Raw genomic sequence first — 22,988 nt, 5'->3', positions numbered from 1 at the left:
AATGGTGATTCAATGAGTGAAAACATATTAGCAATTACAGGCCCGACTTCAGGTATCGGCAGAGCAACCGCGATGAGTTTAGCTGAGCAGTTTGACCGGATTGTACTGCTTGTGCGTAATTTACATAAAGGTGAAGCATTAAAAAATGATATAGAGAAAAAGTCGGCAGTTCATGTGGATTTGATTCAATGTGATTTAAGCGATCTTTCATCGATAAAAAAAGCGGCAAATATGATGAATGAACAGTATGATTCAATTAACCACCTCGTATTAAATGCAGGGGTCGTCTCTTTAACAAGACAGGAGACTAAAGATGGTTTTGAAATGATGATGGGTACAAATTATATCGGGCATTTTTATTTAACTCATCTGCTGCTCCCCCTTGTTTTAAACAGCGAGGTTAAACAGATTGTTGTCGTGTCTTCCAACGGCTATAAATTCTCTCCGTTAACTGCGCCTTATTTTAAACGTGATAAATTTAATCCGGTTACGAGTTACGGCCAGTCTAAACTTGGCACGTTATATTTGATGCAGGCGCTGTATGACGGTTATCATAAACAGGGGCTTAAAACGACAGCTGTGCACCCGGGTGCTGTGTCGACAAATTTAGGTAAGACACCGAAAAATGAACGCTTTGGCAATCTGGTTTATAAAGCGCTGGATCCATTTTTCCTGTCACCGGATGAAGGCAGTTTATCGACGGTACTGGCTGTAGAGTCTCCGAAAAAGTATAATGGCAAGTATATGCATAACGGGGGGGTTCTCCGAATCAAAAAACACGGCAGCGATATGGAGGCAAGAACGTCTCTGATTACAGCCACGCTGGATGTACTTAATTTAACTCATTTATAAAATGTTAAGAGTAAGGATGATGACATGAACGGATTTTTAATGTTCCTGCTGATTATATCGATGTATCCGATAATGAAAGTCATATTCTATCTGCCGATTTCAGCAATGCTTCGAAATCATAAAAACAGAAATAGTCTTTCTATTATATTAACTGCGGTAATGACGGTAATTCTGTTTATAGTTTTACTCGTGACGGCATATGTCACGATGGATTACACGCTGACAAATGAACGAAGTATTTTTAATTCAGGACCTGAGTTTTATTATTTCATCGGGTTTACTTACGTTCTCGGTTTGTTTGCAGCAGTTGTTTTACTGGTTTTAAAATTTATCAATAGAAATTCAGCGACAACAATACCAGAAACTGCTGAGAATAAAACACCGTCTGAAACCGATAAAAATAACAGAACTGGTTTTGAGAATATTATACTGGTTCTTGTCATCGGCGGATTCGCGGCGCTTATTCTTATTATATTTTATCTGCAGTGGGCTTTAACCAATACTTAAAAAAGGTACAGACATTTGTCTGTACCTTTTTTTAACTTAGTATCGCTCTGATTAATTGTGAAATTAAACGCGGTACATATAACAACAGCTCGAGTACAGAAGAGAATAAATCAGCTTTATCAAGCGTGTCTATCATTTTATCTTTCTTTTTACTGCTTGTTTTGATTATCGACTGGGTAACAATGTCACCCTGAATCGGTTCAATCCCATCAGCAAAACGAATACGCAGTGATTTCCCTGAATTAATGTCAGGCGAATCCATGACCTGGAAGTGAATATGCGTTTCAGATGAATACCCTGAATTCCCGCACTGACCTATTATCTGTCCCTGATATACAGTATCTCCTTCTCTCACTGTAATCGAAGACAATTTAAAGTGAGCAAGCGCGCTGTACTCGCTGCTCTCATGCTGAATAATGACATAGTTACCGAATGGCTCCGCTTCATTCATTTCACCAGGTATGTTGTCTTTTATGTGATCAACGACTTTTACAACTTTACCGGCTGCCGGAGCCGTAACATCTTTATTGAATGCAAAATAGTTTTCATTCCGCAATTGATTATTTACATAAGTACTATTGTTTTCAATCATTAATAAATCATAGGCATACCTTTGTGTTTCATAGACATAATGATAATTAACAAACTCATTTTCACCGCCCCAGAAAACCGTACACTCTTCATTGACAGGCATTGAATAAGCCACTTCAGTCAAAGTACTATCACTTTCCGGATATGTAATATAAGGCTTTATAATCATTTTGTTAATATAATAATCTGAATCAAAATAGACACTGACGGCTTTCTCATCTGCATCATCCAGCCATATATAATGAACTAAGTCACCCAGCTGAATCTTTTCTTTCATGTAATAACTGTTTACGTTCTGATTAAAATCATTGACCATATCTGTAAATTGCCCAGCGGTAATAATACTTTGAAATGAAGGAACACATTGATTATAAATCACGTCCGGATTTTCTTTTAAAAAAGCTTTGCCGAAATCATCCGGATTGATTTTCGTTTCATTTACAGCTCTCAATAAAATCACTCCAATAATTTTATTTAATTTCTATTCTTTTTTCTTTTGGTTTTTGGAACAGTGCAGTCAGTACACCGACTCCAAGACCTGCCAGCAGTGCAATTCCAAGCACTTCCACGAAACCATTCCGAGAAGGAAAGACTTCGTTCAGGAAATAAAAAAATAAACAGTATACAATAAATAATTTTATTATCTCCGGTGTCTTATATAAAGTTTCATGGAATTTATTCAAAATCTATTCTCTCACTTTTTAATAAGTTCATTTCGTTTTCCTTAATTTTAAGCTGTTTGATTTTCTCTTCATCCGGCCTGTCAGAGACTAAAATATCAAAACTTTCGTCGTAAATTTCTTTTGATTTCTTTTTTAATTCTTTAGATTTCTTGTCAGCTGTAATTTCATATTCTATGTTTGATATTTTGTGGAATAAATCATTTGCTCTTACTTGATTCCCCAACTCTGTTTCATGAACTTTTGCTTCTGTTATTGCATTCTTCACCGCATATTTAATAACAAAATAAAAAATAAATGCTCCAATTATTAATTCCATGATGTCTCCCCTTTGATGTTTAATTTTCTATAACAAATTTATATTGATTAAAGAATAATGTAAGCACGCCTAATATTACCAATATGAGTAATAGGATAAAGGCGATCACACTCACTGTATTAATATTATTAAGAAACCCAGATTCAAAAATTTCTTGTCCCATTACAATGTAGTAAATAACAGTAATCATAAAAATTATATTTGAAATCAATCCTAATTTCGTTTCTTTTAAAGTCACTGTATCTCCATCTTTTACTTGGATTTGATGACTTCGGTCAAGAGGCTGAGTGTACTTCAATCTCCCTGTTTCTGCTGTTATTGGTACAGTTTTTTCTTGATAGACATAAAGTGATGCTACCGTCTTACCATTGAATTCCAAGCTTACAGGCATAAAAATCCCCAATAACCATGTTCTTCTTTTAACAGTAATCTCCATGCTTTCCCCTCCCCTTTAACAAATATCTTATTTTTTAAATTTATAATTTTTGAGTCAGACGAATAATATCTCTGCACTGTATTCCGTTTTCTAAAATTTCTTCTTCATAATTCCTTATAAAGAAACTCTTATCTACACCTGTAATCTTAAACCCGCATTTCTGATAAAGTGCAAGCTGACCGATACTTGAGTTTCTGGTACCACCCTCAATCGTTTGATACTCTAATTCTTTGGCTCTTTGAATGGCATCCATGGTTTTTCATTATTTTTTAGTAATCTTGTCTCCATGGTTATCCCCTAGATTTATCAGCAGCAGAAACTGAATCTTTCCGTGATTGATTCAGTCTATAAAAAATTGCGATGATTAATGCCAGTATATTAGCTGCGAATAGTACAGAGTTATACAAGCCGGTTTGTCCTTCCAGTAAGTATGTTCCGTAACGCAGAGTGTTTAGACCGAGTATAATTAATAGAAAAATATATAATCTGCCATTCATATAATGAATCCCCTTTGTCATTACATATTTCATAATAATTGCATTTGTTTGTATCTTATCACATATTACATATGGTAAAATCCTCATAATCAAATAAGGGGATGTGCCTTATGAAAATAATATTATTGTTTGGTCCGCAGGCTGTCGGAAAGATGACAATCGGCGAAAAGGTCGGTACTGCTTTTAATCTGCCGCTGCTCCACAATCACGTCACACTCGATGTCATCTGGCCTTATATCGGCTGGAATCAGGATACATTTATGTTATCCGACCAGATTCGTATGGGGATTTTTGAACATATTGCGAAAGAGGAAGAACATCCCGGCATAATATTCACTTTTGTCTGGGGCTTTGATTTAAAAGAAGAATGGGATTACGTAGATAAAATTAAAAGTATCTTTAATAAAGAGAATCATGATATTTATTTTGTGGAATTGGAAGCAGCTCTTGATGAAAGAATCAGAAGAAATAAAACCGAATACAGGATGGAGAAGAAACCTTCAAAAAGAAATGTTGAGTTTTCACATGCGGAGTTGACGGCATCAGCTAAAAAGCACAGACTGAATTCATATGATAATGAAATTAAAGAAGATAAATATCTCAAGCTGGATGTGACAACCTTAACCGCTGGAGAGTCGAGCCAGCAGATAATTGATTGGATTAATGACAACTAGAATACATAAGGGGATTTTAGAAATGGATATGATAATAGAAGGTCTTATTATTTTCCTGTTTTTTCTTGCGACAACATTCGCGGTTTCAATTTTTGTTAACTTTATGAACCGAGTTGATAAAAGACTGCCGTGGAAAAATGTAATTATCTTTGCAGTGAGTTTCAGTGTAATATTCTGTACTGTCGCATTTATTTTATCTGCATTTAGAACTTATTAATTTAAAACATTCCTCAATCCAAAATTTTTGGTATATATCTATCAATAATACCCTTATTCTATAAATTACTTTTGTACAGGTGTCTGAATGAATTTACTAATGAAGTAAGTTATTATAGATTAAATTTACAGAAGTTTTAGAGTTAAACAATAAGTAATGGTTAAATCTTATATTTATGTCTTGCTGAGTTATGAAATAACTATTGAAGTTGTCTTTATTTAAGAGAGTAGTGGAGATGATTTACGACGTTTCTTTCTAGCATTGTTAATGGCTGGTAGAGACTATGGCTGTGAGTTTAATTCAAAATGAAGGATTACCTTGAAATACAATCAGTAGTTTACTTAATGTAAATTTCTTAATATTAATTTTTAGATCAAGTCCTAATTTATTAAAAAATGTAGAATAATTCCTATTGGGTAAATTGATGCGAAGTTGAATTATTTTAAAGAAAGAGGTTTTTGTTTGAATAATGAATTAATTTCTTCAAAAAAACACGGTGTAATTAGCTATAGTTCTCTAATCATAGGAGTGATTTGTTTCTTCATTGTTTTTGTAACACCTACAAGAATAGCTAACGCTGGAAATTTAATTGGAGATTATATAACATTTGTATTTACAGGCGTAGGTATCATATTATCCATTATTGGACTTGTGAAAAAAACGGAGAGAAATATCATTCCCATTATATCTTTAATCCTTTCCTCATCGCTCTTTCTTTTTTGGTTCATCGTGATTTTCTTACTGGTTACTGGTCAAATGGACTTTGCTCCTTAATACAACTGACTCGTGCTTTAGTACAATTATCTAATTTAATAAACCCTTTAAAAAAGTTAATCCCTCACCCCGAAATATTGGAGTGAGGGATTTTTGTACTGTCCTATCTGTTCAGCAGGACTAATTTATGAGTTTTAAAAAACAACCCTATTATTCCAATGAAAAATATAATACCGAAAACAATGAGTTCCATCTGTATTATTGCTTCATAGTTGAGATAAACCGTATAATCTATAATTCTAAGTACTTTTAAAAATATGTATATCATAAATAACGCAAGTAAAATACTTAGGCCTTTTCCGAGTAATGTTTCTTCTATTTGCACGACATCCCCGCTCTTAACCTGGAGCTGATCATTGCGACCGACAGGCTGATAATATTTTAGTTCCCCTTTATCTTCATGTGTCGGAATTTCCATTTCCTGCGAACCGTATAGTGCACCGACCGATTCATTGTTGTATTTTATCCTCAAAGGAATCAATGCCGCAAAAATCCATAGTTTCCTTTTAACTTTAATACTCATTATTTCTCATCCTTTGTATCTAGTTCACCAATAGTAAAATTATCATAATGATTGAAAACAGTGATACTAGTCCCATTGGTATATTAAAAATTTTATCTAACATATCTGTACTCATCTTCTTTCTTAAATTTAATAATTCCAACTGTTAGTTCATATAAAAATAGAATCTGACCTCTATTATTACTACATCTGCAAGCAGCATTCCCGCTAAATAGATCTGGTTTATATATTTTTCCACCTTGTTCCGGCATTCTGAAAAACTGTTTTATATTCCCTTCGGTTCTAATACGTCTTTACGCTGAAGCACGTAGATTATTACAAGTGCAAGAACAGGTGTCAATGGTAGAAAGGCAACTCCAAGCGTCAGCCAAGCTATTGGTGCAAGTACAAAAAGTGAGCCAAAAAATACTGATAAACTGCTGTTTGTGTTTAACCCATATGCGAATAAAAGCAAACCACCGGTTGCAAGAATAAGAAAAAATATATCCAGTAAGACCATGTTATCCCTCCTGTTAATTTTCACTGTCACTATTTTCCATAATTATTATTCGTTTACCCTAATATATGCAATTTATTATTCGTAGATAAGGGATTTCAATTGTGTCTCGACACCGTTTATATAAAATTTGAATTTCTCTATTTCAGAACCTTGACTGAATTCAATCATCTGCACAGCTATATCTTCGCTTTCACCAGGCTCATCAAAGTGTATTTCTAAAGTATCCTCATTCTCATTTACAGTAACCTCACTGTCTTTTTCAATATAGGCATAGATAACATTTTCTGATAAATCATTATCCACCATGAATATATCACCCTGTTCAGGCTTTTCTGTAACTGCTGAAGGCAATTCACCTTCGTAACTTTCATTAACGGTAGAGACTTCGCTCGTGCTGCTGCATGCTGACAATATGAATAACGATAAAAATAGCATTGAAAAATATTTCATAATATATTCACCTTTATTAATTAATCTGTAACTCAGCGTAAAACGGTTTACAGCAAAGATTCTTCTAAGTACCAGGCAAGTATTATATATATATCCAAAATGACACAGAGGCTGTAAAAAAGAATATTATCCTTACTAAAAATGAAGAACTATTAAAGTATTCCACAATCCCGCCGCATACTCCAAACAGAGCTTTGTCAGTGGATGATTTTCTTAACTTTTTAGCCATGAAGGATCTCTCCTATTTTTGATCTCCCGTTTTTTATCTTTAATTAAATACTACTATATAGAGTAAACGTTTACAAAATGAGTTAAATAGATATACTTAAATTAAATTGAAGTACTGGTATTAATTAGAGTTGCGAAGTCTTAACTATAGTTAATGAAAAATTCATTTCGGAGGTCACTATGTCCAGAGCAGAAAAAGCAATAATCACAAATATGTGTATGATAGAAAATGATCAGGGACAGATATTAATACAAGATCGTGTCAGCAGTAATTGGCCGGGTGTTACTTTCCCCGGTGGAAAAGTTGAAAAGAATGAGTCTTTTGTGGATTCGGTCATTAGAGAAGTGTTTGAAGAGACTGGTCTGGTTATTAAAAATCCTAAAATATGCGGAACGAAGCAGTTCCAGACTGAGAATGATGAAAGATACATCGTACTGATGTATAAAACGAATCAGTATAATGGAGACTTACGCTCTTCTGATGAAGGTGAAGTGTTCTGGATTGATAAGTATGAACTCGCTACTTATAACCTGGCGAATGATTTTGATGAAATGTTCAGAGTGATGGATTCGGAAATTTTATCGGAGTTTTATTATGACGACTCCTGGAATGTACATATTAAATAATTAAATATTACATTATGATTCTATCCCAGCAATTATTTAGTTATTTCATCACGAGATAGGAGATTATTCAAAATGAATTTTTTATTTTCATTATTAAACACCTTACTATGTTTAATAATATTAGGAGCTCACCTGCTGCATTTGATATCTGCGTGGGACAATATACCAGACAGCATACTATTAATGTATTCAGGTGACAGTCCAAGCCAGTCCGGACCTAAAGAATTATTGTTTGTTACACCTCTATTAGCGATATTATTATGGTTATTAATTCACTTTTTAAGATTCATTAGAAAGAAATTTAATTATGTAAAACTCACTGAAGAAAACAAAGATTTACAATATAACGCTATGAATACAATGCTTATGTCAATACAGACATTATCTTGTATTGGATTAATCAGCTTAAATGAATCTTTCTTACGTGACACATTAAATTTAAGTTCTAATCTATATGCAACTGCAGCAATAGTCTTTTTTGTCCTCTGTATTGTTCCGCCCATTGCATTGGCAATCTGGCCCAGGACTGCGCTGAGCAGGAAATGAATTGTAGAAAGTCTGGACATTTTGATACTGAGCAGACTTTCTTTTTATCCTCTATTTACTTATTTTATCCTACGCGTTTTTGTTTTCCCCTCATATTCTACTGTCACTTGGGTATATACATTAGAATAAGGAGGTATTTATTTTAAATGACACAAAAACGTTGGTTTCAAACAGCTGTCGCTGTTATTTTCACTTTAATTATTATTCTATTACTTATTCAATTACAGGGTATCTTCTCTCCACTTGTAACAGTCGTGCAAACGATTTTCTTACCACTGCTGCTTGGCGGAGTGCTTTTTTATCTGACCAGACCTATTTTAAACTTTCTGGTGAAAAAGAAATTTCCAAAGTGGTCAGCGATTCTTATAATATTTGCTTTGATGGGTTTACTCATTTGGCTGTTTTACATTCTTATCGCACCGATTGTTACAGAGCAATTAAATTCTCTTGTAGATAATGCTCCGGAAATTATTAACACTGTAGAAGGTTACGTGGAATATTTCCTTACTCAGCGTGAGCACATGCCGAATGCAGTCCAGGATCAGCTTAACAATGTATCCGGACAATTGACGGACTGGGCATCCACTATCGGATCAGGTATCGGTTCATTCATAATGAGTCTGTTCTCTGGTGTACTTGCTCTTGTACTCGTTCCGTTTTTCCTGATCTATATTCTAGTAGACCACAAGAAATTCACACCTTTTGTTTCTAAGTTCTTTTCAGGAGAAAAGAAAACATGGGTTCGTAAAACACTTGGCGATATAGATCATACATTGAAATCATATATAGTCGGTCAGTTATTTGTCAGTTTAATTGTGGGGGTCCTGCTCCTGATTGGTTACTTAATCATCGGACTTGAATATGCGTTCCTACTCGCACTGATCGGGGTAGTGACTAATGTTATTCCATTCTTAGGACCTTATATTGCTGTAATACCGGCAATCATTATTGCACTGTTCCAAGATCCAATCATGGCTGTTTATGTAGGAATTATCATGCTCATTGCACAGCAAATAGAAGGGAACTTGATAACACCAAACATTATGGGTAATGCACTGAGTGTTCACCCGCTGACAGTGATTACATTGATACTGGCCGCAGGTAACATCGCAGGTATTTGGGGTATCATACTCGCAATTCCGTTCTATGCGGTTGTTAAAACTATCGTTATTAACATCTATGACAAACGTCAGGAAATTAAAGATACAGCGACTGAAGACGTCGGATAACTGAAGATATAAAATAAGAGGGCTCTCCGGATGGAAAGCCCTCTTATTTTGTGTGCAATTTTATCAATTGGTCATTTCATCACTTTTATCCGGTATGATAAGCACTCTTCCAACGAAGCATGTTCATTGTACTTCATACTTTCATAATCCATCGCACCATGCGGATAATATCCAATAATATTTAATCCTGCCTGTTTACACAACTTATATATTTCGTCAGGTGTATAGCATTTTAAATATTGAGTGCTGTTCAGCTTCTCATCTTTTTCATGCCACCATGTATCCATCATAATATCTTCTTCAAAATCATAAGTATATCTGCGTTTAATATGCGGCATCGTACGTGGACTCAGATACATTTCAATACCATCCGCTTTTTTCCAATGCTCCGGCTGGTAGATATCAATGAGTGCACAACCGTCCTCTTCCATCCAATGTTTAATATTCTTAAGCAGATTTAATTGGTCTTCATCTGTACCCACACCAAATCCATCGATATAAATAATTGCATCAAATTTCTGTGGAATGCTGACATCATAAAAACTGCCGTGAATAGTTTCAATATTATCCGGATTTAGAGACTCAGCTTTCTCTGCCATTTCTTTGATTAACTCTACAGTGGTAATCTGCTTTACATGCTTTGAAAGCGCACGTGCCATACTGCCGTCCCATGCCCCAAGTTCAAGCATTGACTGTACAGGTTTACCAGCCTGTTCCAAGATTTCATTCGCTGATTCTGTGTGATATCCTTCTGGATAATCACCTATAAATTCATATTGCATTTTATAAAATTCGTTTGCCCAATTATTTTCCATGTTAAATATCTCCCAGAATTTAATATGCGGTCAAACGATCTTATTTTAAGTTTCTAATCCCCATCATTGTCCCCTGCTTTCATTATTTCATTGCAAGATAATCATTTAATCTTTTTTAGTATAAAGGAAACTGCTGCAGAAAATACAGTCAAAAATATAAAGGCAGTCAGAAAATCATGTTCTGACCCGAAATGTTAATACCCGCTTCAAAGCCACCATTAGACACTGAATCGGTGTAAATATTGTTTATAAGTAATATAGGGATTCCAACAGCGGCCAAAACCCCTGCAGCATCAATAGTAAATTTTAAGTATAAGTATCTAATATTTTGAGTAATCATGTTGTTTCCCCTTTATAATTTTTCCGTTTGTCAAAATAAGCTAGACAACTGACCATATACAAAAACTTCAAAAGTTCCTCTCTTTGAATGTATCAATTCTGTATTAAACATGACTAATCCCCTTTGTAAAAAAGCACCTAAAATTATTTTCAGGTACTCTTATTAATCTTCTTGATTAATACCACTATTACTTTAATTATTGTCAGAAGTATAGATACAGGCAGGTAGCCAATTACCATAATAAATGGAATCATAATGGCCCAGTCCTGAATTCGCCAAATAGCAAATGAAAATAGTATTGCTAATACAAACACTGTAATCGGTGCCAGTACGTCTGCATAAAATGTGATTTTTTTAAACTTTCTCCAGGCAATCATATCTATTATCAAATAAACAACGATTAAAGCTACAGCACCAATAATGAGTGGTTCAATATCCCCTTCGTAAAGCTTAAAATCATTGATGGTTATCGTCCCCAGCATGATAAACCCTCCCCTTTTACAGCTGTAGAGCCAAAAGCAAAATCAATACAACAATTTCTATTCCGATAAGCCCTTTAAGTAAAGAATTCGCAGGTGAGTTCTTCGCATCGCTGCCCTGTGAGTTAAACAGGGATGAATTACTTACAAATAACAGAACCACCGTAAAAACTATTATCGGCAGCAATATATTTATATATTCCAAATTGATCTCTCCTCATATGATAAATCAACTTCTCTTCTCAATAATCTTGTTAACGAACGCCTCTTTATAATCTGTATACTCCACTATACCCTCTGACTTGTTACTCAAAAACTCTTCCTTAATACTTAAATATTGCTTCCTTGCTTCCTCATTTTCATTTAAGTAATCTCTAAAAAATATGAGATCATTCCATAACTGTTTCCGATATTCCACAAGATGGATAAAATGAGTCTTCACCTGATAAGAATCATCTTTAAACTTAGCCATTACAATTTCACCTGGCCGTTTCACTTTTAATCTTAAGAATCCCTCTTTGCCAAAAGACTTCATCAGTTTTTTATCAGCATGATTCAAATTATCAATTCCAACGAGTATATCGATAACTGGTTTAGCTGACATGCCTTCAATTGCCGTACTGCCGATATGTTCAATCCGTTCCTCTGTCAGACCTGTACTGTCAATCAGCCCTTGTTTCACCTTCTCAAACTCATCAGCCCATTCAATCGTATAATCTACAATCCTTACTTCATTTGTCTTAAGCCCTAATTCCATCAAATACATCCCCTTTGATTTAGATGTTCATAGATTTTTTCTCTCTTTATCTAAGTATATAAATCGGGATATAGATTTAGTAGTCTTAAATAATAAAAACAAGTTTGCTATAATGGATGTAATGAATTTTAGACGGCAGTGATTGATTAAATCACTGTCTTTTTTTATAACTTCAATCAAAGCGGAAAGCAGATGATGATGATTAAGCTAACTTTTTTAAAAATTTCATTAGTAGTTGGAGTAATACTTTTAGTATCTTTCTCCCTTACTAACCGCGGTGATATGGCTGTACTTTCAATTTTCGGGGTATTTATTCTTATCAGTATTGGTATCCTGATGGAGAAAGAACGAAAGAAGAAGCATCAGAATTAACAGTTAAAACATAATTCAAAGGGGACTATTATATTATGATTTTACACACAGAGGTATCAGGCACGGGGGAAGCTCTTATTTTTCTTCATACAGGATTGCAAACAGGAAAAACTGAACTTGATTTACAGAAAGAGTATTTTGATAAAAAATATGAAGTAATATTAACCGATCTGCGCGGACACGGTAAATCTGTTACTAATGATTATTCCGATTACTTCGAGAACACTGCCAAAGATCTAGCCGAAACACTTGATAACCTCGATATTAAATCTGCACATATTGTCGGTTGTTCATTAGGCGCACTTGCCGGTTTAATCTTTGCGAAAACTTATCCCGAGAAAGTTACCAGCTTAACGTTGTCAGGTATTATGTCAGAAAAACCGGCTGATTGGGAAAGTTTAAATCAGAAAGATAAAGAATCAACTGCAGAAATTCTTAGTAACCCTGAGGCTGAGGAATACTTTAACAGCATACACAAAGGTGATTGGAAAAAACTTCTTAAAACAACTGAGAAATCTGATTGGTATCCATTTGATCAAACAGCTGATTTATCGATGTTGGACTTCCCTGTACTTTATATAGTCGGTGAGAATAATCCAAGGGAGACTGCCGGAGCATTGTCATACCCTAAAATGAATAAGAACATTCATGTTTCGATAATACCGTTCGCTGGTCATACTGTTCACCTGGATCAGTCGGAGATTTATAACAAAACTTTAGAAATGTTCCTCAATAAATATGAAAAATAATAAATTTAGAACTTTATCTCTCATTTGTTTCGCGGCATGTGTTTTGTTATGGGTTCCAAATATAATCTTTCAAATAGCAAGCCCCTTCTGGTTACTGACTTTCATTGTTGCACCTTTTGGAATTGCTTTTGGTCTGCTAGCTAAACATAAGTGGTTGACTATATTAAATGTAATAATGTTCTTTAGTTTCTTTGTACTGATGGCAGTTGGGCACTTTATAAATTCGCTGTTATAAATAGAAGGTCTTTATACTGTGAAAGGAGTAATCAATTTGATTAATAATGAATACGAAAAGTTATTAGCAGAAATCGAAAAGCTGAAGTTTCATAATACAAGTTTGCTGACGCTTATTAGTTCATTACACGATGAACAGATGCAGCAGCCGACTATACATGAGACTGTAGTTCTGTTTGATCTATCTAAAAGCGACTTAAGAGGTTTTACCAAGCTTGTTCAAGATTATGACGGCAGTAATTATAAACTGGAAGAAGAGGCTTTAAAAATCAATCCAGTGTTCAGAAAAAATAACATCATATCTATTTTAAAATCTTTTATTACATCAGAAATGCTTGTTGATAAAAGTACGGAAATACTTAAATCGTATGAATAAGGAGTATGTTTTATGAATACCGGCAACATCTTTTTCAGGGTTTTATCTTTTGTAATCGGTATGGCTGTTTTCGGATTTTATATCTATGTCGTAAATCATTTTACAAATGGCAATGTACTTGAGTTTCCATACCTGGTACTTACATTCTACTTTGCTTTCTGTGTCGTGCTTTTTCCATTTATAGCTTATACACATAACGACATAGTGGAGAGACTGAGGTTTTTATCCAGTACTTCTACAAATATCATAATGTTTGTAATAGCCCCGATTCTCTTCTTCAAAGGTCGTAAAGACTCTGATTCAGCGGAATCTTAAAGGATAAATATAAAAATAAGGCTGGTAACTATGTTGAATATGAAAAGAATAAGAAAGATTTTAACCATTATATTTCTAATATGGATTGTTGCAGCAATTGTACTGGTTGTCGTATTTGATTTATATGACAATCTGTTTCCTTTTATCTTTTTAACAATCATGTTCCTGGGCGGTATTATCGGACTGAATGTGAATGCAAAGTTTTTAAAATAGAACCCTAAAGGAGTTTTTAACATGAAAAAGCTACTACTTCTTTTATCTTTCTTAAATCTAATCTATGTATTCATCACTATGGCTTCTGATGAGCTGGATAATATTTTTCTGGTTCCGTTTGGATTTCCTTTATTGACTACTACAGTCTTATTTATTCTAAGTGTCGTTTCCTTTATATTTGATGAGAATGGGACAAGTAAAAGAACGTTAAGTATCTTAAGTACCATTATTAACTTACTGCCGATATTATTTGTTGCTTCAATGTTTATATTTTTATAATCCTATAAGAACGACAATCAAGAAATGCAGTGCCCGCATATACGTCGGAAGCACTGCATTTTCATATCATCTTTTATTCATATTAAATATCGTTGGAGTATCCTTCTTTGCCTTGATTCAACGCAACAAATCCCGCATTCAGGTAAGTTGCATACGCTATCCATGCTACATATGGTACAAGCAGTAATCCTGCGAATTTATTCGTCTTGTAAAATGCGACTGTTGTCAGTAAAACACTCGCAAATAATACATAGCTTTCAATTAAAGATGTGCCTCTTAATTTAAATTTGAAGTACAGAATACTCCATAAGTAATTTAAACCAAGCTGTGAGTTATACAGATACGCATTTGCAGAAGAGTCTTTTCTTGATGACTTCGTAATTGTACGGGCAATTCCCATTGTTGTATAAAGGATTGGCCATACAATACCAAATGCTTCTTTCGGCGGTGAAAATACAGGCTGTTTAAAATCCTGGTAATCTTTCTTTGCATGTTGTGTCGTCAACAGTCCTACAATACTGCCTCCTATAACCGGCAGAGCAATATCAGCAATACGTTCCAGTTTGTTCATTCAAAATCCTCCTTTAATCATTAGTCATATATACCCTTAAATGAAAATACGACACAGGTATATTTTAATTTTACATAACGAATAAAAAAACAGGCCTTTATGAAATCATAAAGGCCTGAGCAACTTATAAAGCTAATACCATGCGCACGGTCTTTAGAATATGCCCATCAAAATTTTCATTATATTCGTCAACTATTTTAAATCCTTTTGCTTTATAGAATGCCATACCGATTGTGTTCTCTTTTTCTACATCGAGATGAATTTCTTTCACATCTTTCAGCTTTTCAATCCCTGCATTTAACAGAGCTGATCCGATTCCTTCGCCCTGATATCCAGGAAGTAGATATATCGCGCTTAATTCTGTTTGACCCTGCTGATTAACCGGCGTAAAGTTGGCAAAACCTGCGATAGTATTCTCTGCTTCAGCAACGAGCATTAATGAATGTTCCAAACGTCTTTCCATCATCTGATTATTATAAGCACCTTTTAAAAAGTTATCCTGTATCTCAATCGGGATAATACCTTCATAAGTCGCATTCCAACTCTTTTTCGCTGCGTACTGAACCTGCTTTGTATCTTCTGTTACCATTTCACGGATGATGCAGTTCATAACGAGACCCCTTTTCTTCTTCTGATATAATCATCAGACCTACGTCTGTTATTTAGACAGATAATCAAACGCAATTAAAGTATGGATTTTGGCTAAATCTATTAGCTTTTCTATTTCTATATATTCATTAGGTCCCCCAAGGTTATATGGATTAAGACCACAGTTCACAGTTGGGACGTTTTTAGATATTCTGTAATGTCTGGCGTCTGAAGCACCAACCCGTACTGTATTCACAGTTTCCTCACCGGTTATATACTTAACATTATCAGCGGTATAAGAAAAAATCTCATGGTTAATATCTGACCAGTTTGGTTCGTACTGTCGGAAAATGTTATAAGACAGTCCTTCTATAGAATCCACAATCTCTTTAATCTTTTGATCCACTTCCTCGATTTCCACCCCAATGGGAACTCGAATATCACCTTTTGCAGAAGCTTTTGCCGGTATGAGATTTGGAGATACGCCGCCTTCGATTACTCCGAAATTTACTGTGACCTGCTGTAAGACATCTGTTTCTCCTTTTCCGGAATACTCCTCCGATACTTCACTTGATGCTTCTATAGCTTGTGTGACCTCTTTTGGAGCATGAACTTTTAACGAGCCCAGTTCTTTATTCAACCGATCAATGCCTTCTACCAGCCGGTCAATTGCGTTTTCTCCTTTATGAACATGTGCACCATGCGAAGCTTTCCCAATCGCATTCAGCTCAATCCACATTAAACCTTTCTCACCAAAACGCAGCACTTTCGCCGTACCGACATCGCCGCTGATCATGGCATCTCCCGTAGCATGCGGGACTGTGTCTAAAAGGTACTTTGTACCTTTGACCCCCATAGTCTCTTCATCACCAGCCAGTGTAAGAACAAGCTCCCCGGACCAGCTGTCTTTCATTTCAGCCATTATCATAAAAGTAACCAGATAACTCGCTATACCGCCTTTCATATCAGAGACACCTCTTCCATATATACGGCCGTCTTTCTCATGACCTGAAAATGGTTCAGCCGTCCAAAGAGATTCATCTCCGACAGGGTATGTATCGAGATGTCCGTTTAAAATCAGACGCTTTCCGGGAGCACTCCCTTTCACTCTTGCAACAATATTTGTAATCGGATCTTCAAGTGTATGAAAAGAAACCTCAACTCCATCGATTTTTTCAAGTACATCTGCAATCTCTGCAGCTATCTCACGTGTATCTGATTCTGGTGATTCACTCGGAATCTGTACTAAACGTGAACATAAGTCCACTAACTGTTCTTTATTTTTACTTACTTTCTCAACTAAATTATTTTTGACATCCTCATTCATATTTTTATTTACCAATTTAAATGCCTCATCTCTATTTTATGTCGTTTTGTCTAATCCATTCGATTCATTACTCGATATATATATCGATCCAACCGGTGGAATAACCATTAGAATCAACAAAGAAAGGGCCGGTGCCAATCCAAGGAAAGACGGTCCAATCGTCAGGATAATAATCGGTACCAATATCAATATAACAGCCAGCATTGCATACACACTGCGTTTGTTTTTAAAACTGTATGCAAATAAAATAATCCCAACAACTACAAGCAGCAGATATAAAATGTTAATGAAAATCAGAACTATCACCCTTTATTTATTGTGATTGTAATTTAAATTAATTAAACATATTCAGAATATCTCTCGTAGTAACGAAAACCAGAGTCCCGGCGCCACCTAATACAAATGACAACATTGTCAGCTTCAGGAATGATATAGATTTAAGTTTACTCTCGATTTGATTCACTATATTTCTCTCCATCAAAATCACCTTTACCTTCTTAGAATTAGTTATTTGTTTTCTATCGGACATAAGAGTCTATACACATATATAAAACTTACTATAATGAGGTGTTAATATCAGCACGAAGGATTTCAGTCCAAAAACTATCAGCCGAATAGCTTTCTTTATTTACCTTATTGTTTTCCTAGCCATATTTGAAGCCGGGGATATTTTAACAGTGCTTACCTCAATCGTGTCTATAATCTTCGCGCTCTTCCTGTCATGGATTCACTTCATATGGATTTCTGAACCGAAGAGTTATGACAAAGATGAATAATAATCTTTGCAGGTCACCTCTTATTGTCTAATAACGTCTTAACCATATCTCTTTAATATAAAAGTGGCTCCAATACCGCCTACAACCAAAATAATTATTAAACTCATGAATATTTCCAGCCAATTAGAGTCTGGAAGAAATGAAAACAGAAAGACATCTATTAATATTATTAACAAGATCCATGAAATTATTTTTAACTGTCTATTTCTCATTTAATCCTACCTTTGTCAGTGAGCTTCAATATCTTTTTTTCATTTTTTCAAGTCAATCAGCGTATCAGAAGCTCTTGCTGTCCGCTTATGTTTCTTTCTATGCTTGTCGTTCATCGTCCATATTACAAATCCATATGCTACTGTTCCTGATGTTCCCCACAGGTACTGTTTGGCACTTATTATTTCCATAGTAAATAACGTTAAAATTTCTATAGTTAAAATCATAAACAATATATTAAATGGCCAGTAATACTTCATATTCAAATGCTTTGCTCTCCTTAGTACGCCGCTACATGCCCGTCCGCGCGGTTTTCCGTGCCACCGTAGAGTATGCCTGTTTCCGGGTCTCTCCATATAATCTGTCCCCGACCAAATGAGCCTGAGTCCAATTTCATTTCAATATTATGCCCCCGTTTAATCAGGTCTTCTGCGATCTGATGTGGGAAGTTCTTCTCCACCCAGACAGTCTTATCTTTAACCCACTGCCAGCGCGGTGCATCCAGTGCGGTCTGCGGGTTATGGTGAAAGTCGATGGTATTCATCGCTACCTGGACATGTCCCTGCGGCTGCATAAATCCGCCCATTACACCGAATGGCCCGAGTGCGTCTTTCCCTTTAATAATGAAACCCGGAATAATCGTATGGTACGAACGTTTATCAGGGCCCAGTGCATTTGGTGATTCCGGATCCAGATTAAAATCGCAGCCTCTGTTCTGCAGTCCGATTCCGGTACCAGGGACAACGAGTCCTGAACCGAATCCCATATAGTTGCTTTGTATAAACGACACCATATTCCCTTCTTCATCTGCCGTAGACAGATATACCGTGCCGCTCGCTTTCGGTTCACCCGCTTCGGGCTGCCTTGCTTTGTTCGTAATTAATTTCAGACGTTCTTTTGCATAGGATTCATCCAGCATATCTTCAGCTGTAACATCCTTCATATACGCCTGATCTGCAATGTATTTCTCCCCGTCTGCGAATGCCAGTTTAATTGCTTCAATCTGTTTATGATATGTATCCGTCGATTCCTTATCTGCAATATCCATATGTTTCAGTATATTTAATGCCGATAAAGCGATAATGCCCTGAGTATTCGGCGGTATTTCCCAGACATCGTATCCTCTGTAATTCACCGATATCGGGTCCACCCATTCAGGTTTGTATTTTGCCAAATCCTCTTTTCTTATGTAGCCTTCGTATGCTCTCGAATATTCATCTATTTTCCGGGCAATATTTCCTGTATAAAACGACTCGCATTCAGTTTCTCCGAGCTCTCCCAATGTAACTGCCATATCCTGTGACTTCCAGATCTCTCCAACCTTCGGTGCTTGCCCGTCTGGCGCAAACGTTTCAAACCAGTGATCGAACTCATCGCCTTCGAACGCTTCTTTAAATCTGACAGCCGCCCTGTTCCATAACTTCGCGAGAACAGGTGAAATCGGATAACCCTCTTCCGCATACTGAATCGCCGGCTGCATTAAATCTTTAAATGGCAGTTTGCCGAACCGTCTGGAAAGCTCGGCCCATGCACCAGGCTGTCCCGGAACAGTGACCGGAGTAAATCCGTATTTAGGAATCTCATCGTAGCCTGCAGCGCGGACTTTATCGATGGAAATAGAAGCGGGTGATTTACCGCTGCCATTTAAACCGTAGAGCGTATCCTTAACCCAGACGAGCGCAAACGCATCGCCGCCGATACCGTTAGTCGTCGGTTCAACGACAGTGAGCGCTGCAGCAGTCGCAATCGCCGCATCAATAGCGTTGCCGCCATTCTGCATAATAGTGAGCCCTGCCTGAGCCGCTAAAGGCTGCGACGTGGCAACCATCCCCTTTTTAGCGACGACAGGATTACGTTGTGAATGATAAGGATTGTAGAGCGTGTCGAAATTTTTCATTAAAATATCCCCTTTGTTATGTAGCGGTTGTTTATATCAAGATTATCATAATGGGAAATTGCTGAACAATTTTTAATCTGAATTTTGAGATAATAAATAGAAGTCATTCTGTATAAGTAAAACAATTTAAAATAAAGCGTTTACAAAATGAACTTTTGTGTTATATTAGTATTAAGATTTGAGAGGAGGGGTTACTATGACTTATCTAAAACATAATGAGAAATTTATAGTACCCAATCACTCCGTAAATATCGACGTGCATTTAGATCCAGAATGTATATTTCTGTTTATTTAAGTAAGGCGTCTTAATAATATTTATAAAATACATTTAATATACCAGTTTGTTATTAAATATATTCAAAGGCATTCCTTAAGATTTGGGTAATACTAACTCAAATTTTAAGGAATGCCTTTTTCTATTGATTATGTATAAAAATAACAGAAGTTAAGGGGATTATTTTATGTATGGAATAAATAACTATAAAAATGAGCTAAATATTGCAGAGGAAGTAAACATAGGAAGAGTAATTGAAAAAACAAACTATATATATACTATTGCTGACAGTAATTATGAATTTAAAAAAGCTGAAACAGTGAGTAATTTAAAAAGTAATGAAGTGTTTGTCGGAGATTTTGTAGAATATACACTATTTGATGACTATAATCTGATCACATCTGTAAAACCCAGATTAAATTCAGTTACTAAAAAGGCAAGCTACGCTGCTAAGAGTTTTCATGAAGCAGAGAATGAACAACTGCTTGCTGCAAATGTTGACCAGCTATTCGTTTTGATTGCAGCTGATCAAAGATTTACATTATCAAAATTTGAACGATATGTATTTACTTTTCAGCAAGACAATATTGATATGCACGTTCTTATATCCAAAGGTAATTTCGAAGACTTGGCTGAGGATATAAAACAAAAAATACTGTCTGTATATCCAAATTTTAAAGTAACTGTGTTCTCGAATTTACGTGAAGAGTCGTTAATAGATATTAAAAAATTATTCTTAAAAGATAAGACTTCTCTGTTAATCGGGGCTTCAGGAGCCGGTAAATCCACTCTTATAAATAATTTATTAAATGATTATAAAATGAATACTAATGAAGTTCGTATTGATGGTAAGGGGAAACATACTACCACTACTACAAAAATGTTTTACTCAGATAATCTCAAATCATACATTATCGATTCACCCGGATTTAAAACCATCAGTACTACTAGAGATATTGATAAAAGTGTATTGTTTGAAGATATTCAGAAGCTGTCATTAGATTGTAAATTTAACGACTGTACACATACCCATGAACCTAAATGTGCAGTTTTAAATGCCATAGAAAACGGAGAGATGAGCGAAGCATATTATAAAAGATATAAGGAAAATTTAAGAGTAGTCAAAGGACAGTTACGCCATGAACAAAGAAAAAAAGTTAAATAAGCAGCTAAGTTTAAGGACGTATTTAAAGAGAAGCTGGAAACCCAATGTGTTAATGTTTTTCATAATTATACTTGGCTCTCTGTCCTTAACTTTATGGGGATTATCCAGTGCAAATGCTCTCACGGCTTTAGCAGATTATAATATTAAGGGATTCTTTAAATGGATACTAATAATGGGAGTCATTTTCTTATTTTGGGTTGCACAAATTTATCTGGAAACATGGCAATTTTCTGCAACTGTTCAGCAAATGAATATAGAGATGCGGAAAGATATAAGTAAAAATGTTTCGGATTTAGATTATGAAACATTTTTCAAGAATGAAAGCGGCACATATGTTTCCTGGATGATTAATGATGTAGGTACAATCAACGAATATGGATATGCTAACTTATCGATGGTTACCTCTCAGGTATTCAATATAATGTTCAGCAGCATTGCCCTGCTTTCTTTCCACTACACTTTAAATATCTCTGTTATATTACTTGCAGTGATTATGCTGATAGTACCAAATCTATTTAAAAGAAGATTAAATAATCAAATGCTCAGTGTAACAAGTGTAAATGAAAAAATGACCACTAAACTAACTGACTTAATGAATGGTTTCAGTACAATACTATCACTAAACTTAAAAGATTATATTATAAATAACACTGTTAGAGAATCACAGAAAGTAGCTAAAGAAAAAGTCGCTTATGCAAAGTATTCCGGAGTAATGTCAGCAACTACTAACGGTGTAAGTTTAATTAGTCAGGTACTTATTATTAGTCTTGCAGGCTACTTATTCTTTAAAAATATAGTGCCCATTGGTACTTTGACTGCAGCACAATATTTTTCAGCAACTATCTTCTCCAGTTTGACAGGTCTAAGCGCAAATCTTGTTGAGTTTAAAACAACTTCTCCGATTTTCGAAAAATTTAATGTGAAAAATAAGTTATCGAAGAACACGAATAGTTCTTATCAATTTAAAAGATGCATTGAAATGAAAAATATACAGTTCGCATATGACGATGTCCCCATTTTAAAAGATTTTTCATTAACGGTTCATAAGGGAGGAAAATACGCTATTATTGGTGAATCAGGATCTGGAAAAAGTTCTATTTTAAATTTATTGATTGGGTACTTAACTGAATATCAAGGAAGTATTCAAATGGATGGTATAGATTATGATGACATTAAACCAGAAGCTTTGCGAGATAACTTTACCTATATAAGTCAGCAGCCACATATCTTCAGTGGATCTGTTAAAGAAAATATAACGTTAGGTGTGGAATATTCTCAAGAAGAGATTAATCAAGTTTTAGAATTTACGGGCCTGACTAACTGGATAAAGTCATTACCTGCTCAGGAAGATACCTACATTTCTTATAATAGTCAAAATATTTCGGGAGGACAAAAGCAGAGAATCGCACTCGCCAGAGGGATAATAAGAGGACGGGAAATCATACTGCTTGATGAGGCGACTTCAGCTATAGACAAAAGCTCATCAGTTGAAATAGAAAGAAGGCTGGTAAGAAGTAATTATACTGTAGTAATGATTACACACCGGCTAAATGATGTGATAAGTAAAGAACTTGATTATATATATCAGATAAAATAAATTAT

General features: G+C 35.2%; 33 protein-coding genes and 1 pseudogene. 15 read left to right on the top strand and 19 right to left on the bottom strand.

The window, feature by feature from the left end; translation table 11 throughout:
* Positions 1-12 precede the first annotated feature (12 nt).
* The gene (locus tag H625_RS0110485; RefSeq protein ID WP_026859866.1) at positions 13-852 is read left to right on the top strand and encodes an SDR family NAD(P)-dependent oxidoreductase; all 840 of its coding nucleotides are present in this window, start codon (positions 13-15) and stop codon (positions 850-852) included.
* 24 nt (positions 853-876) lie between these two features.
* Positions 877-1,359, top strand: a complete 483-nt coding sequence (locus H625_RS0110480) for a hypothetical protein (RefSeq protein WP_026859865.1) — start codon at positions 877-879, stop codon at positions 1,357-1,359.
* Between the two features lie 31 nt (positions 1,360-1,390).
* Here H625_RS0110480 and H625_RS13025 read toward each other — a convergent pair whose 3' ends face one another.
* From H625_RS13025 to H625_RS13020, 4 genes and pseudogenes are all read right to left on the bottom strand, one after another.
* Entirely contained in the window at positions 1,391-2,401 is a 1,011-nt protein-coding gene (locus tag H625_RS13025) for a M23 family metallopeptidase (RefSeq protein WP_084135837.1), read from the bottom strand.
* Positions 2,402-2,625: 224 nt separating this feature from the next.
* Positions 2,626-2,949, bottom strand: a complete 324-nt coding sequence (locus tag H625_RS0110465) for a hypothetical protein (protein WP_026859863.1) — start codon at positions 2,947-2,949, stop codon at positions 2,626-2,628.
* A gap of 19 nt (positions 2,950-2,968) precedes the next feature.
* Positions 2,969-3,385: a hypothetical protein gene (locus H625_RS0110460; protein ID WP_026859862.1), complete on the bottom strand. Its 417-nt coding sequence runs from the start codon at positions 3,383-3,385 to the stop codon at positions 2,969-2,971.
* A 40-nt stretch (positions 3,386-3,425) separates the two neighbouring features.
* A pseudogene (locus H625_RS13020) lies at positions 3,426-3,632 on the bottom strand (N-acetyltransferase); the annotation flags it as partial.
* 360 nt (positions 3,633-3,992) lie between these two features.
* On the opposite strand from H625_RS13020, the gene H625_RS0110450 reads away from it, so the two are divergent.
* The 3 genes from H625_RS0110450 (at position 3,993) to H625_RS0110440 (ending at position 5,547) form a co-directional block, all read left to right on the top strand.
* A complete protein-coding gene (locus H625_RS0110450; protein WP_026859861.1) occupies positions 3,993-4,556 on the top strand; it encodes a DEAD/DEAH box helicase family protein in 564 nt (187 codons plus the stop codon).
* Positions 4,546-4,773, top strand: a complete 228-nt coding sequence (locus H625_RS0110445; RefSeq protein WP_169516142.1) for a hypothetical protein — start codon at positions 4,546-4,548, stop codon at positions 4,771-4,773. Before H625_RS0110450 ends, H625_RS0110445 begins: the two co-directional genes overlap by 11 nt.
* Before the next feature lie 462 nt (positions 4,774-5,235).
* Complete coding sequence (locus H625_RS0110440) at positions 5,236-5,547, top strand: hypothetical protein (RefSeq protein ID WP_026859859.1); 312 nt, start codon at positions 5,236-5,238, stop codon at positions 5,545-5,547.
* 103 nt (positions 5,548-5,650) lie between these two features.
* Here H625_RS0110440 and H625_RS0110435 read toward each other — a convergent pair whose 3' ends face one another.
* The 5 genes from H625_RS0110435 to H625_RS0110420 form a co-directional block, all read right to left on the bottom strand.
* The gene (locus H625_RS0110435) at positions 5,651-6,070 is read right to left on the bottom strand and encodes a hypothetical protein (RefSeq protein ID WP_026859858.1); all 420 of its coding nucleotides are present in this window, start codon (positions 6,068-6,070) and stop codon (positions 5,651-5,653) included.
* Positions 6,071-6,162: 92 nt separating this feature from the next.
* Positions 6,163-6,321: a hypothetical protein gene (locus H625_RS13795; protein WP_169516141.1), complete on the bottom strand. Its 159-nt coding sequence runs from the start codon at positions 6,319-6,321 to the stop codon at positions 6,163-6,165.
* 14 nt (positions 6,322-6,335) lie between these two features.
* Positions 6,336-6,569 (bottom strand): hypothetical protein, encoded by a 234-nt coding sequence (locus tag H625_RS0110430; RefSeq protein ID WP_026859857.1) that lies wholly within the window; start codon positions 6,567-6,569, stop codon positions 6,336-6,338.
* 75 nt (positions 6,570-6,644) lie between these two features.
* Positions 6,645-7,019: a putative periplasmic lipoprotein gene (locus H625_RS0110425; protein ID WP_026859856.1), complete on the bottom strand. Its 375-nt coding sequence runs from the start codon at positions 7,017-7,019 to the stop codon at positions 6,645-6,647.
* Positions 7,020-7,101: 82 nt separating this feature from the next.
* Entirely contained in the window at positions 7,102-7,248 is a 147-nt protein-coding gene (locus H625_RS0110420) for a PspC domain-containing protein (RefSeq protein WP_026859855.1), read from the bottom strand.
* A 179-nt stretch (positions 7,249-7,427) separates the two neighbouring features.
* On the opposite strand from H625_RS0110420, the gene H625_RS0110415 reads away from it, so the two are divergent.
* From H625_RS0110415 to H625_RS0110405, 3 genes are all read left to right on the top strand, one after another.
* A complete protein-coding gene (locus H625_RS0110415; protein WP_026859854.1) occupies positions 7,428-7,874 on the top strand; it encodes an 8-oxo-dGTP diphosphatase in 447 nt (148 codons plus the stop codon).
* A 72-nt stretch (positions 7,875-7,946) separates the two neighbouring features.
* Positions 7,947-8,420 (top strand): hypothetical protein, encoded by a 474-nt coding sequence (locus H625_RS0110410; RefSeq protein WP_026859853.1) that lies wholly within the window; start codon positions 7,947-7,949, stop codon positions 8,418-8,420.
* Positions 8,421-8,566: 146 nt separating this feature from the next.
* Positions 8,567-9,649 carry an AI-2E family transporter gene (locus H625_RS0110405; RefSeq protein WP_026859852.1) on the top strand — a complete coding sequence of 361 codons (1,083 nt, stop codon included), beginning with the start codon at positions 8,567-8,569 and terminating at the stop codon, positions 9,647-9,649.
* Between the two features lie 71 nt (positions 9,650-9,720).
* On the opposite strand, the gene H625_RS0110400 is transcribed toward H625_RS0110405, so the two are convergent.
* From H625_RS0110400 to H625_RS0110380, 4 genes are all read right to left on the bottom strand, one after another.
* Positions 9,721-10,464 carry an SAM-dependent methyltransferase gene (locus H625_RS0110400; protein WP_035785825.1) on the bottom strand — a complete coding sequence of 248 codons (744 nt, stop codon included), beginning with the start codon at positions 10,462-10,464 and terminating at the stop codon, positions 9,721-9,723.
* 166 nt (positions 10,465-10,630) lie between these two features.
* Positions 10,631-10,804, bottom strand: a complete 174-nt coding sequence (locus H625_RS13665) for a hypothetical protein (protein ID WP_156897226.1) — start codon at positions 10,802-10,804, stop codon at positions 10,631-10,633.
* 149 nt (positions 10,805-10,953) lie between these two features.
* Positions 10,954-11,286: a hypothetical protein gene (locus H625_RS0110390; RefSeq protein ID WP_026859850.1), complete on the bottom strand. Its 333-nt coding sequence runs from the start codon at positions 11,284-11,286 to the stop codon at positions 10,954-10,956.
* Positions 11,287-11,512: 226 nt separating this feature from the next.
* Positions 11,513-12,040, bottom strand: a complete 528-nt coding sequence (locus tag H625_RS0110380; protein WP_026859848.1) for a GrpB family protein — start codon at positions 12,038-12,040, stop codon at positions 11,513-11,515.
* Between the two features lie 198 nt (positions 12,041-12,238).
* Between H625_RS0110380 and H625_RS0110375 the strand changes: the two genes are divergently transcribed.
* From H625_RS0110375 to H625_RS0110350, 5 genes are all read left to right on the top strand, one after another.
* Complete coding sequence (locus H625_RS0110375) at positions 12,239-12,412, top strand: hypothetical protein (RefSeq protein ID WP_169516140.1); 174 nt, start codon at positions 12,239-12,241, stop codon at positions 12,410-12,412.
* Positions 12,413-12,447: 35 nt separating this feature from the next.
* On the top strand, positions 12,448-13,161 hold the full coding sequence (locus H625_RS0110370; RefSeq protein ID WP_026859846.1) for an alpha/beta fold hydrolase: 714 nt from the start codon (positions 12,448-12,450) through the stop codon (positions 13,159-13,161).
* 271 nt (positions 13,162-13,432) lie between these two features.
* On the top strand, positions 13,433-13,771 hold the full coding sequence (locus H625_RS0110365) for a hypothetical protein (protein ID WP_026859845.1): 339 nt from the start codon (positions 13,433-13,435) through the stop codon (positions 13,769-13,771).
* Positions 13,772-14,125: 354 nt separating this feature from the next.
* On the top strand, positions 14,126-14,299 hold the full coding sequence (locus H625_RS13790) for a hypothetical protein (protein WP_169516139.1): 174 nt from the start codon (positions 14,126-14,128) through the stop codon (positions 14,297-14,299).
* Between the two features lie 21 nt (positions 14,300-14,320).
* Entirely contained in the window at positions 14,321-14,578 is a 258-nt protein-coding gene (locus H625_RS0110350) for a hypothetical protein (protein ID WP_026859842.1), read from the top strand.
* 82 nt (positions 14,579-14,660) lie between these two features.
* Here the strand turns inward: H625_RS0110350 and H625_RS0110345 are convergent, their stop codons facing one another.
* The 6 genes from H625_RS0110345 to H625_RS0110320 all read right to left on the bottom strand — a co-directional run bounded on the left by H625_RS0110345 (position 14,661) and on the right by H625_RS0110320 (position 19,947).
* Positions 14,661-15,149: a TspO/MBR family protein gene (locus H625_RS0110345; protein WP_026859841.1), complete on the bottom strand. Its 489-nt coding sequence runs from the start codon at positions 15,147-15,149 to the stop codon at positions 14,661-14,663.
* A 124-nt stretch (positions 15,150-15,273) separates the two neighbouring features.
* Complete coding sequence (locus H625_RS0110340) at positions 15,274-15,759, bottom strand: GNAT family N-acetyltransferase (RefSeq protein WP_026859840.1); 486 nt, start codon at positions 15,757-15,759, stop codon at positions 15,274-15,276.
* 48 nt (positions 15,760-15,807) lie between these two features.
* Positions 15,808-17,064, bottom strand: coding sequence for a M20/M25/M40 family metallo-hydrolase (locus tag H625_RS0110335; protein WP_035785888.1), 1,257 nt, complete (start codon positions 17,062-17,064; stop codon positions 15,808-15,810).
* 36 nt (positions 17,065-17,100) lie between these two features.
* Positions 17,101-17,370: a hypothetical protein gene (locus H625_RS13655; RefSeq protein ID WP_156897224.1), complete on the bottom strand. Its 270-nt coding sequence runs from the start codon at positions 17,368-17,370 to the stop codon at positions 17,101-17,103.
* A gap of 721 nt (positions 17,371-18,091) precedes the next feature.
* The gene (locus tag H625_RS0110325) at positions 18,092-18,310 is read right to left on the bottom strand and encodes a hypothetical protein (protein WP_169516138.1); all 219 of its coding nucleotides are present in this window, start codon (positions 18,308-18,310) and stop codon (positions 18,092-18,094) included.
* A 20-nt stretch (positions 18,311-18,330) separates the two neighbouring features.
* Positions 18,331-19,947, bottom strand: coding sequence for a gamma-glutamyltransferase family protein (locus H625_RS0110320; RefSeq protein WP_026859837.1), 1,617 nt, complete (start codon positions 19,945-19,947; stop codon positions 18,331-18,333).
* A gap of 461 nt (positions 19,948-20,408) precedes the next feature.
* Between H625_RS0110320 and rsgA the strand changes: the two genes are divergently transcribed.
* Together rsgA and H625_RS0110305 are read left to right on the top strand one after the other, a co-directional pair.
* Positions 20,409-21,386 (top strand): ribosome small subunit-dependent GTPase A, encoded by a 978-nt coding sequence (gene rsgA, locus H625_RS0110310; RefSeq protein WP_026859836.1) that lies wholly within the window; start codon positions 20,409-20,411, stop codon positions 21,384-21,386.
* Complete coding sequence (locus tag H625_RS0110305; protein ID WP_026859835.1) at positions 21,361-22,983, top strand: ABC transporter ATP-binding protein; 1,623 nt, start codon at positions 21,361-21,363, stop codon at positions 22,981-22,983. Before rsgA ends, H625_RS0110305 begins: the two co-directional genes overlap by 26 nt.
* Positions 22,984-22,988: the final 5 nt, after the last annotated feature.

The organism is Jeotgalicoccus psychrophilus DSM 19085, assembly GCF_000425845.1.
GTDB lineage: Bacteria > Bacillota > Bacilli > Staphylococcales > Salinicoccaceae > Jeotgalicoccus > Jeotgalicoccus psychrophilus.
Note: the sequence above shows the minus strand (reverse complement) of the source record. Positions and strands in the feature narration are given on the sequence as shown.

Excerpts from the sequence above, each read along its gene's own strand:
- H625_RS13665 (WP_156897226.1), bottom strand. The coding sequence starts at position 10,804 with ATGATTACTCAAAATATTAGATACTTATACTTAAAATTTACTATTGAT.
- H625_RS0110410 (WP_026859853.1), top strand. The coding sequence starts at position 7,947 with ATGAATTTTTTATTTTCATTATTAAACACCTTACTATGTTTAATAATA.
- H625_RS0110465 (WP_026859863.1), bottom strand. The coding sequence starts at position 2,949 with ATGGAATTAATAATTGGAGCATTTATTTTTTATTTTGTTATTAAATAT.
- H625_RS0110450 (WP_026859861.1), top strand. The coding sequence starts at position 3,993 with ATGAAAATAATATTATTGTTTGGTCCGCAGGCTGTCGGAAAGATGACA.
- H625_RS0110405 (WP_026859852.1), top strand. The coding sequence starts at position 8,567 with ATGACACAAAAACGTTGGTTTCAAACAGCTGTCGCTGTTATTTTCACT.
- H625_RS0110375 (WP_169516140.1), top strand. The coding sequence starts at position 12,239 with ATGATTAAGCTAACTTTTTTAAAAATTTCATTAGTAGTTGGAGTAATA.
- rsgA (WP_026859836.1), top strand. The coding sequence starts at position 20,409 with ATGTATGGAATAAATAACTATAAAAATGAGCTAAATATTGCAGAGGAA.
- H625_RS0110340 (WP_026859840.1), bottom strand. The coding sequence starts at position 15,759 with ATGAACTGCATCATCCGTGAAATGGTAACAGAAGATACAAAGCAGGTT.
- H625_RS0110380 (WP_026859848.1), bottom strand. The coding sequence starts at position 12,040 with ATGGAATTAGGGCTTAAGACAAATGAAGTAAGGATTGTAGATTATACG.
- H625_RS0110350 (WP_026859842.1), top strand. The coding sequence starts at position 14,321 with ATGAAAAAGCTACTACTTCTTTTATCTTTCTTAAATCTAATCTATGTA.
- H625_RS0110435 (WP_026859858.1), bottom strand. The coding sequence starts at position 6,070 with ATGAGTATTAAAGTTAAAAGGAAACTATGGATTTTTGCGGCATTGATT.
- H625_RS0110425 (WP_026859856.1), bottom strand. The coding sequence starts at position 7,019 with ATGAAATATTTTTCAATGCTATTTTTATCGTTATTCATATTGTCAGCA.
- H625_RS0110320 (WP_026859837.1), bottom strand. The coding sequence starts at position 19,947 with ATGAAAAATTTCGACACGCTCTACAATCCTTATCATTCACAACGTAAT.
- H625_RS0110415 (WP_026859854.1), top strand. The coding sequence starts at position 7,428 with ATGTCCAGAGCAGAAAAAGCAATAATCACAAATATGTGTATGATAGAA.
- H625_RS0110460 (WP_026859862.1), bottom strand. The coding sequence starts at position 3,385 with ATGGAGATTACTGTTAAAAGAAGAACATGGTTATTGGGGATTTTTATG.
- H625_RS0110445 (WP_169516142.1), top strand. The coding sequence starts at position 4,546 with ATGACAACTAGAATACATAAGGGGATTTTAGAAATGGATATGATAATA.
- H625_RS0110345 (WP_026859841.1), bottom strand. The coding sequence starts at position 15,149 with ATGAACAAACTGGAACGTATTGCTGATATTGCTCTGCCGGTTATAGGA.
- H625_RS0110325 (WP_169516138.1), bottom strand. The coding sequence starts at position 18,310 with ATGAAGTATTACTGGCCATTTAATATATTGTTTATGATTTTAACTATA.
- H625_RS0110430 (WP_026859857.1), bottom strand. The coding sequence starts at position 6,569 with ATGGTCTTACTGGATATATTTTTTCTTATTCTTGCAACCGGTGGTTTG.
- H625_RS0110420 (WP_026859855.1), bottom strand. The coding sequence starts at position 7,248 with ATGGCTAAAAAGTTAAGAAAATCATCCACTGACAAAGCTCTGTTTGGA.
- H625_RS13795 (WP_169516141.1), bottom strand. The coding sequence starts at position 6,321 with ATGCCGGAACAAGGTGGAAAAATATATAAACCAGATCTATTTAGCGGG.
- H625_RS0110485 (WP_026859866.1), top strand. The coding sequence starts at position 13 with ATGAGTGAAAACATATTAGCAATTACAGGCCCGACTTCAGGTATCGGC.
- H625_RS0110400 (WP_035785825.1), bottom strand. The coding sequence starts at position 10,464 with ATGGAAAATAATTGGGCAAACGAATTTTATAAAATGCAATATGAATTT.
- H625_RS0110305 (WP_026859835.1), top strand. The coding sequence starts at position 21,361 with ATGAACAAAGAAAAAAAGTTAAATAAGCAGCTAAGTTTAAGGACGTAT.
- H625_RS0110390 (WP_026859850.1), bottom strand. The coding sequence starts at position 11,286 with ATGCTGGGGACGATAACCATCAATGATTTTAAGCTTTACGAAGGGGAT.
- H625_RS0110370 (WP_026859846.1), top strand. The coding sequence starts at position 12,448 with ATGATTTTACACACAGAGGTATCAGGCACGGGGGAAGCTCTTATTTTT.
- H625_RS0110480 (WP_026859865.1), top strand. The coding sequence starts at position 877 with ATGAACGGATTTTTAATGTTCCTGCTGATTATATCGATGTATCCGATA.
- H625_RS0110335 (WP_035785888.1), bottom strand. The coding sequence starts at position 17,064 with ATGAATGAGGATGTCAAAAATAATTTAGTTGAGAAAGTAAGTAAAAAT.
- H625_RS13790 (WP_169516139.1), top strand. The coding sequence starts at position 14,126 with ATGAAAAGAATAAGAAAGATTTTAACCATTATATTTCTAATATGGATT.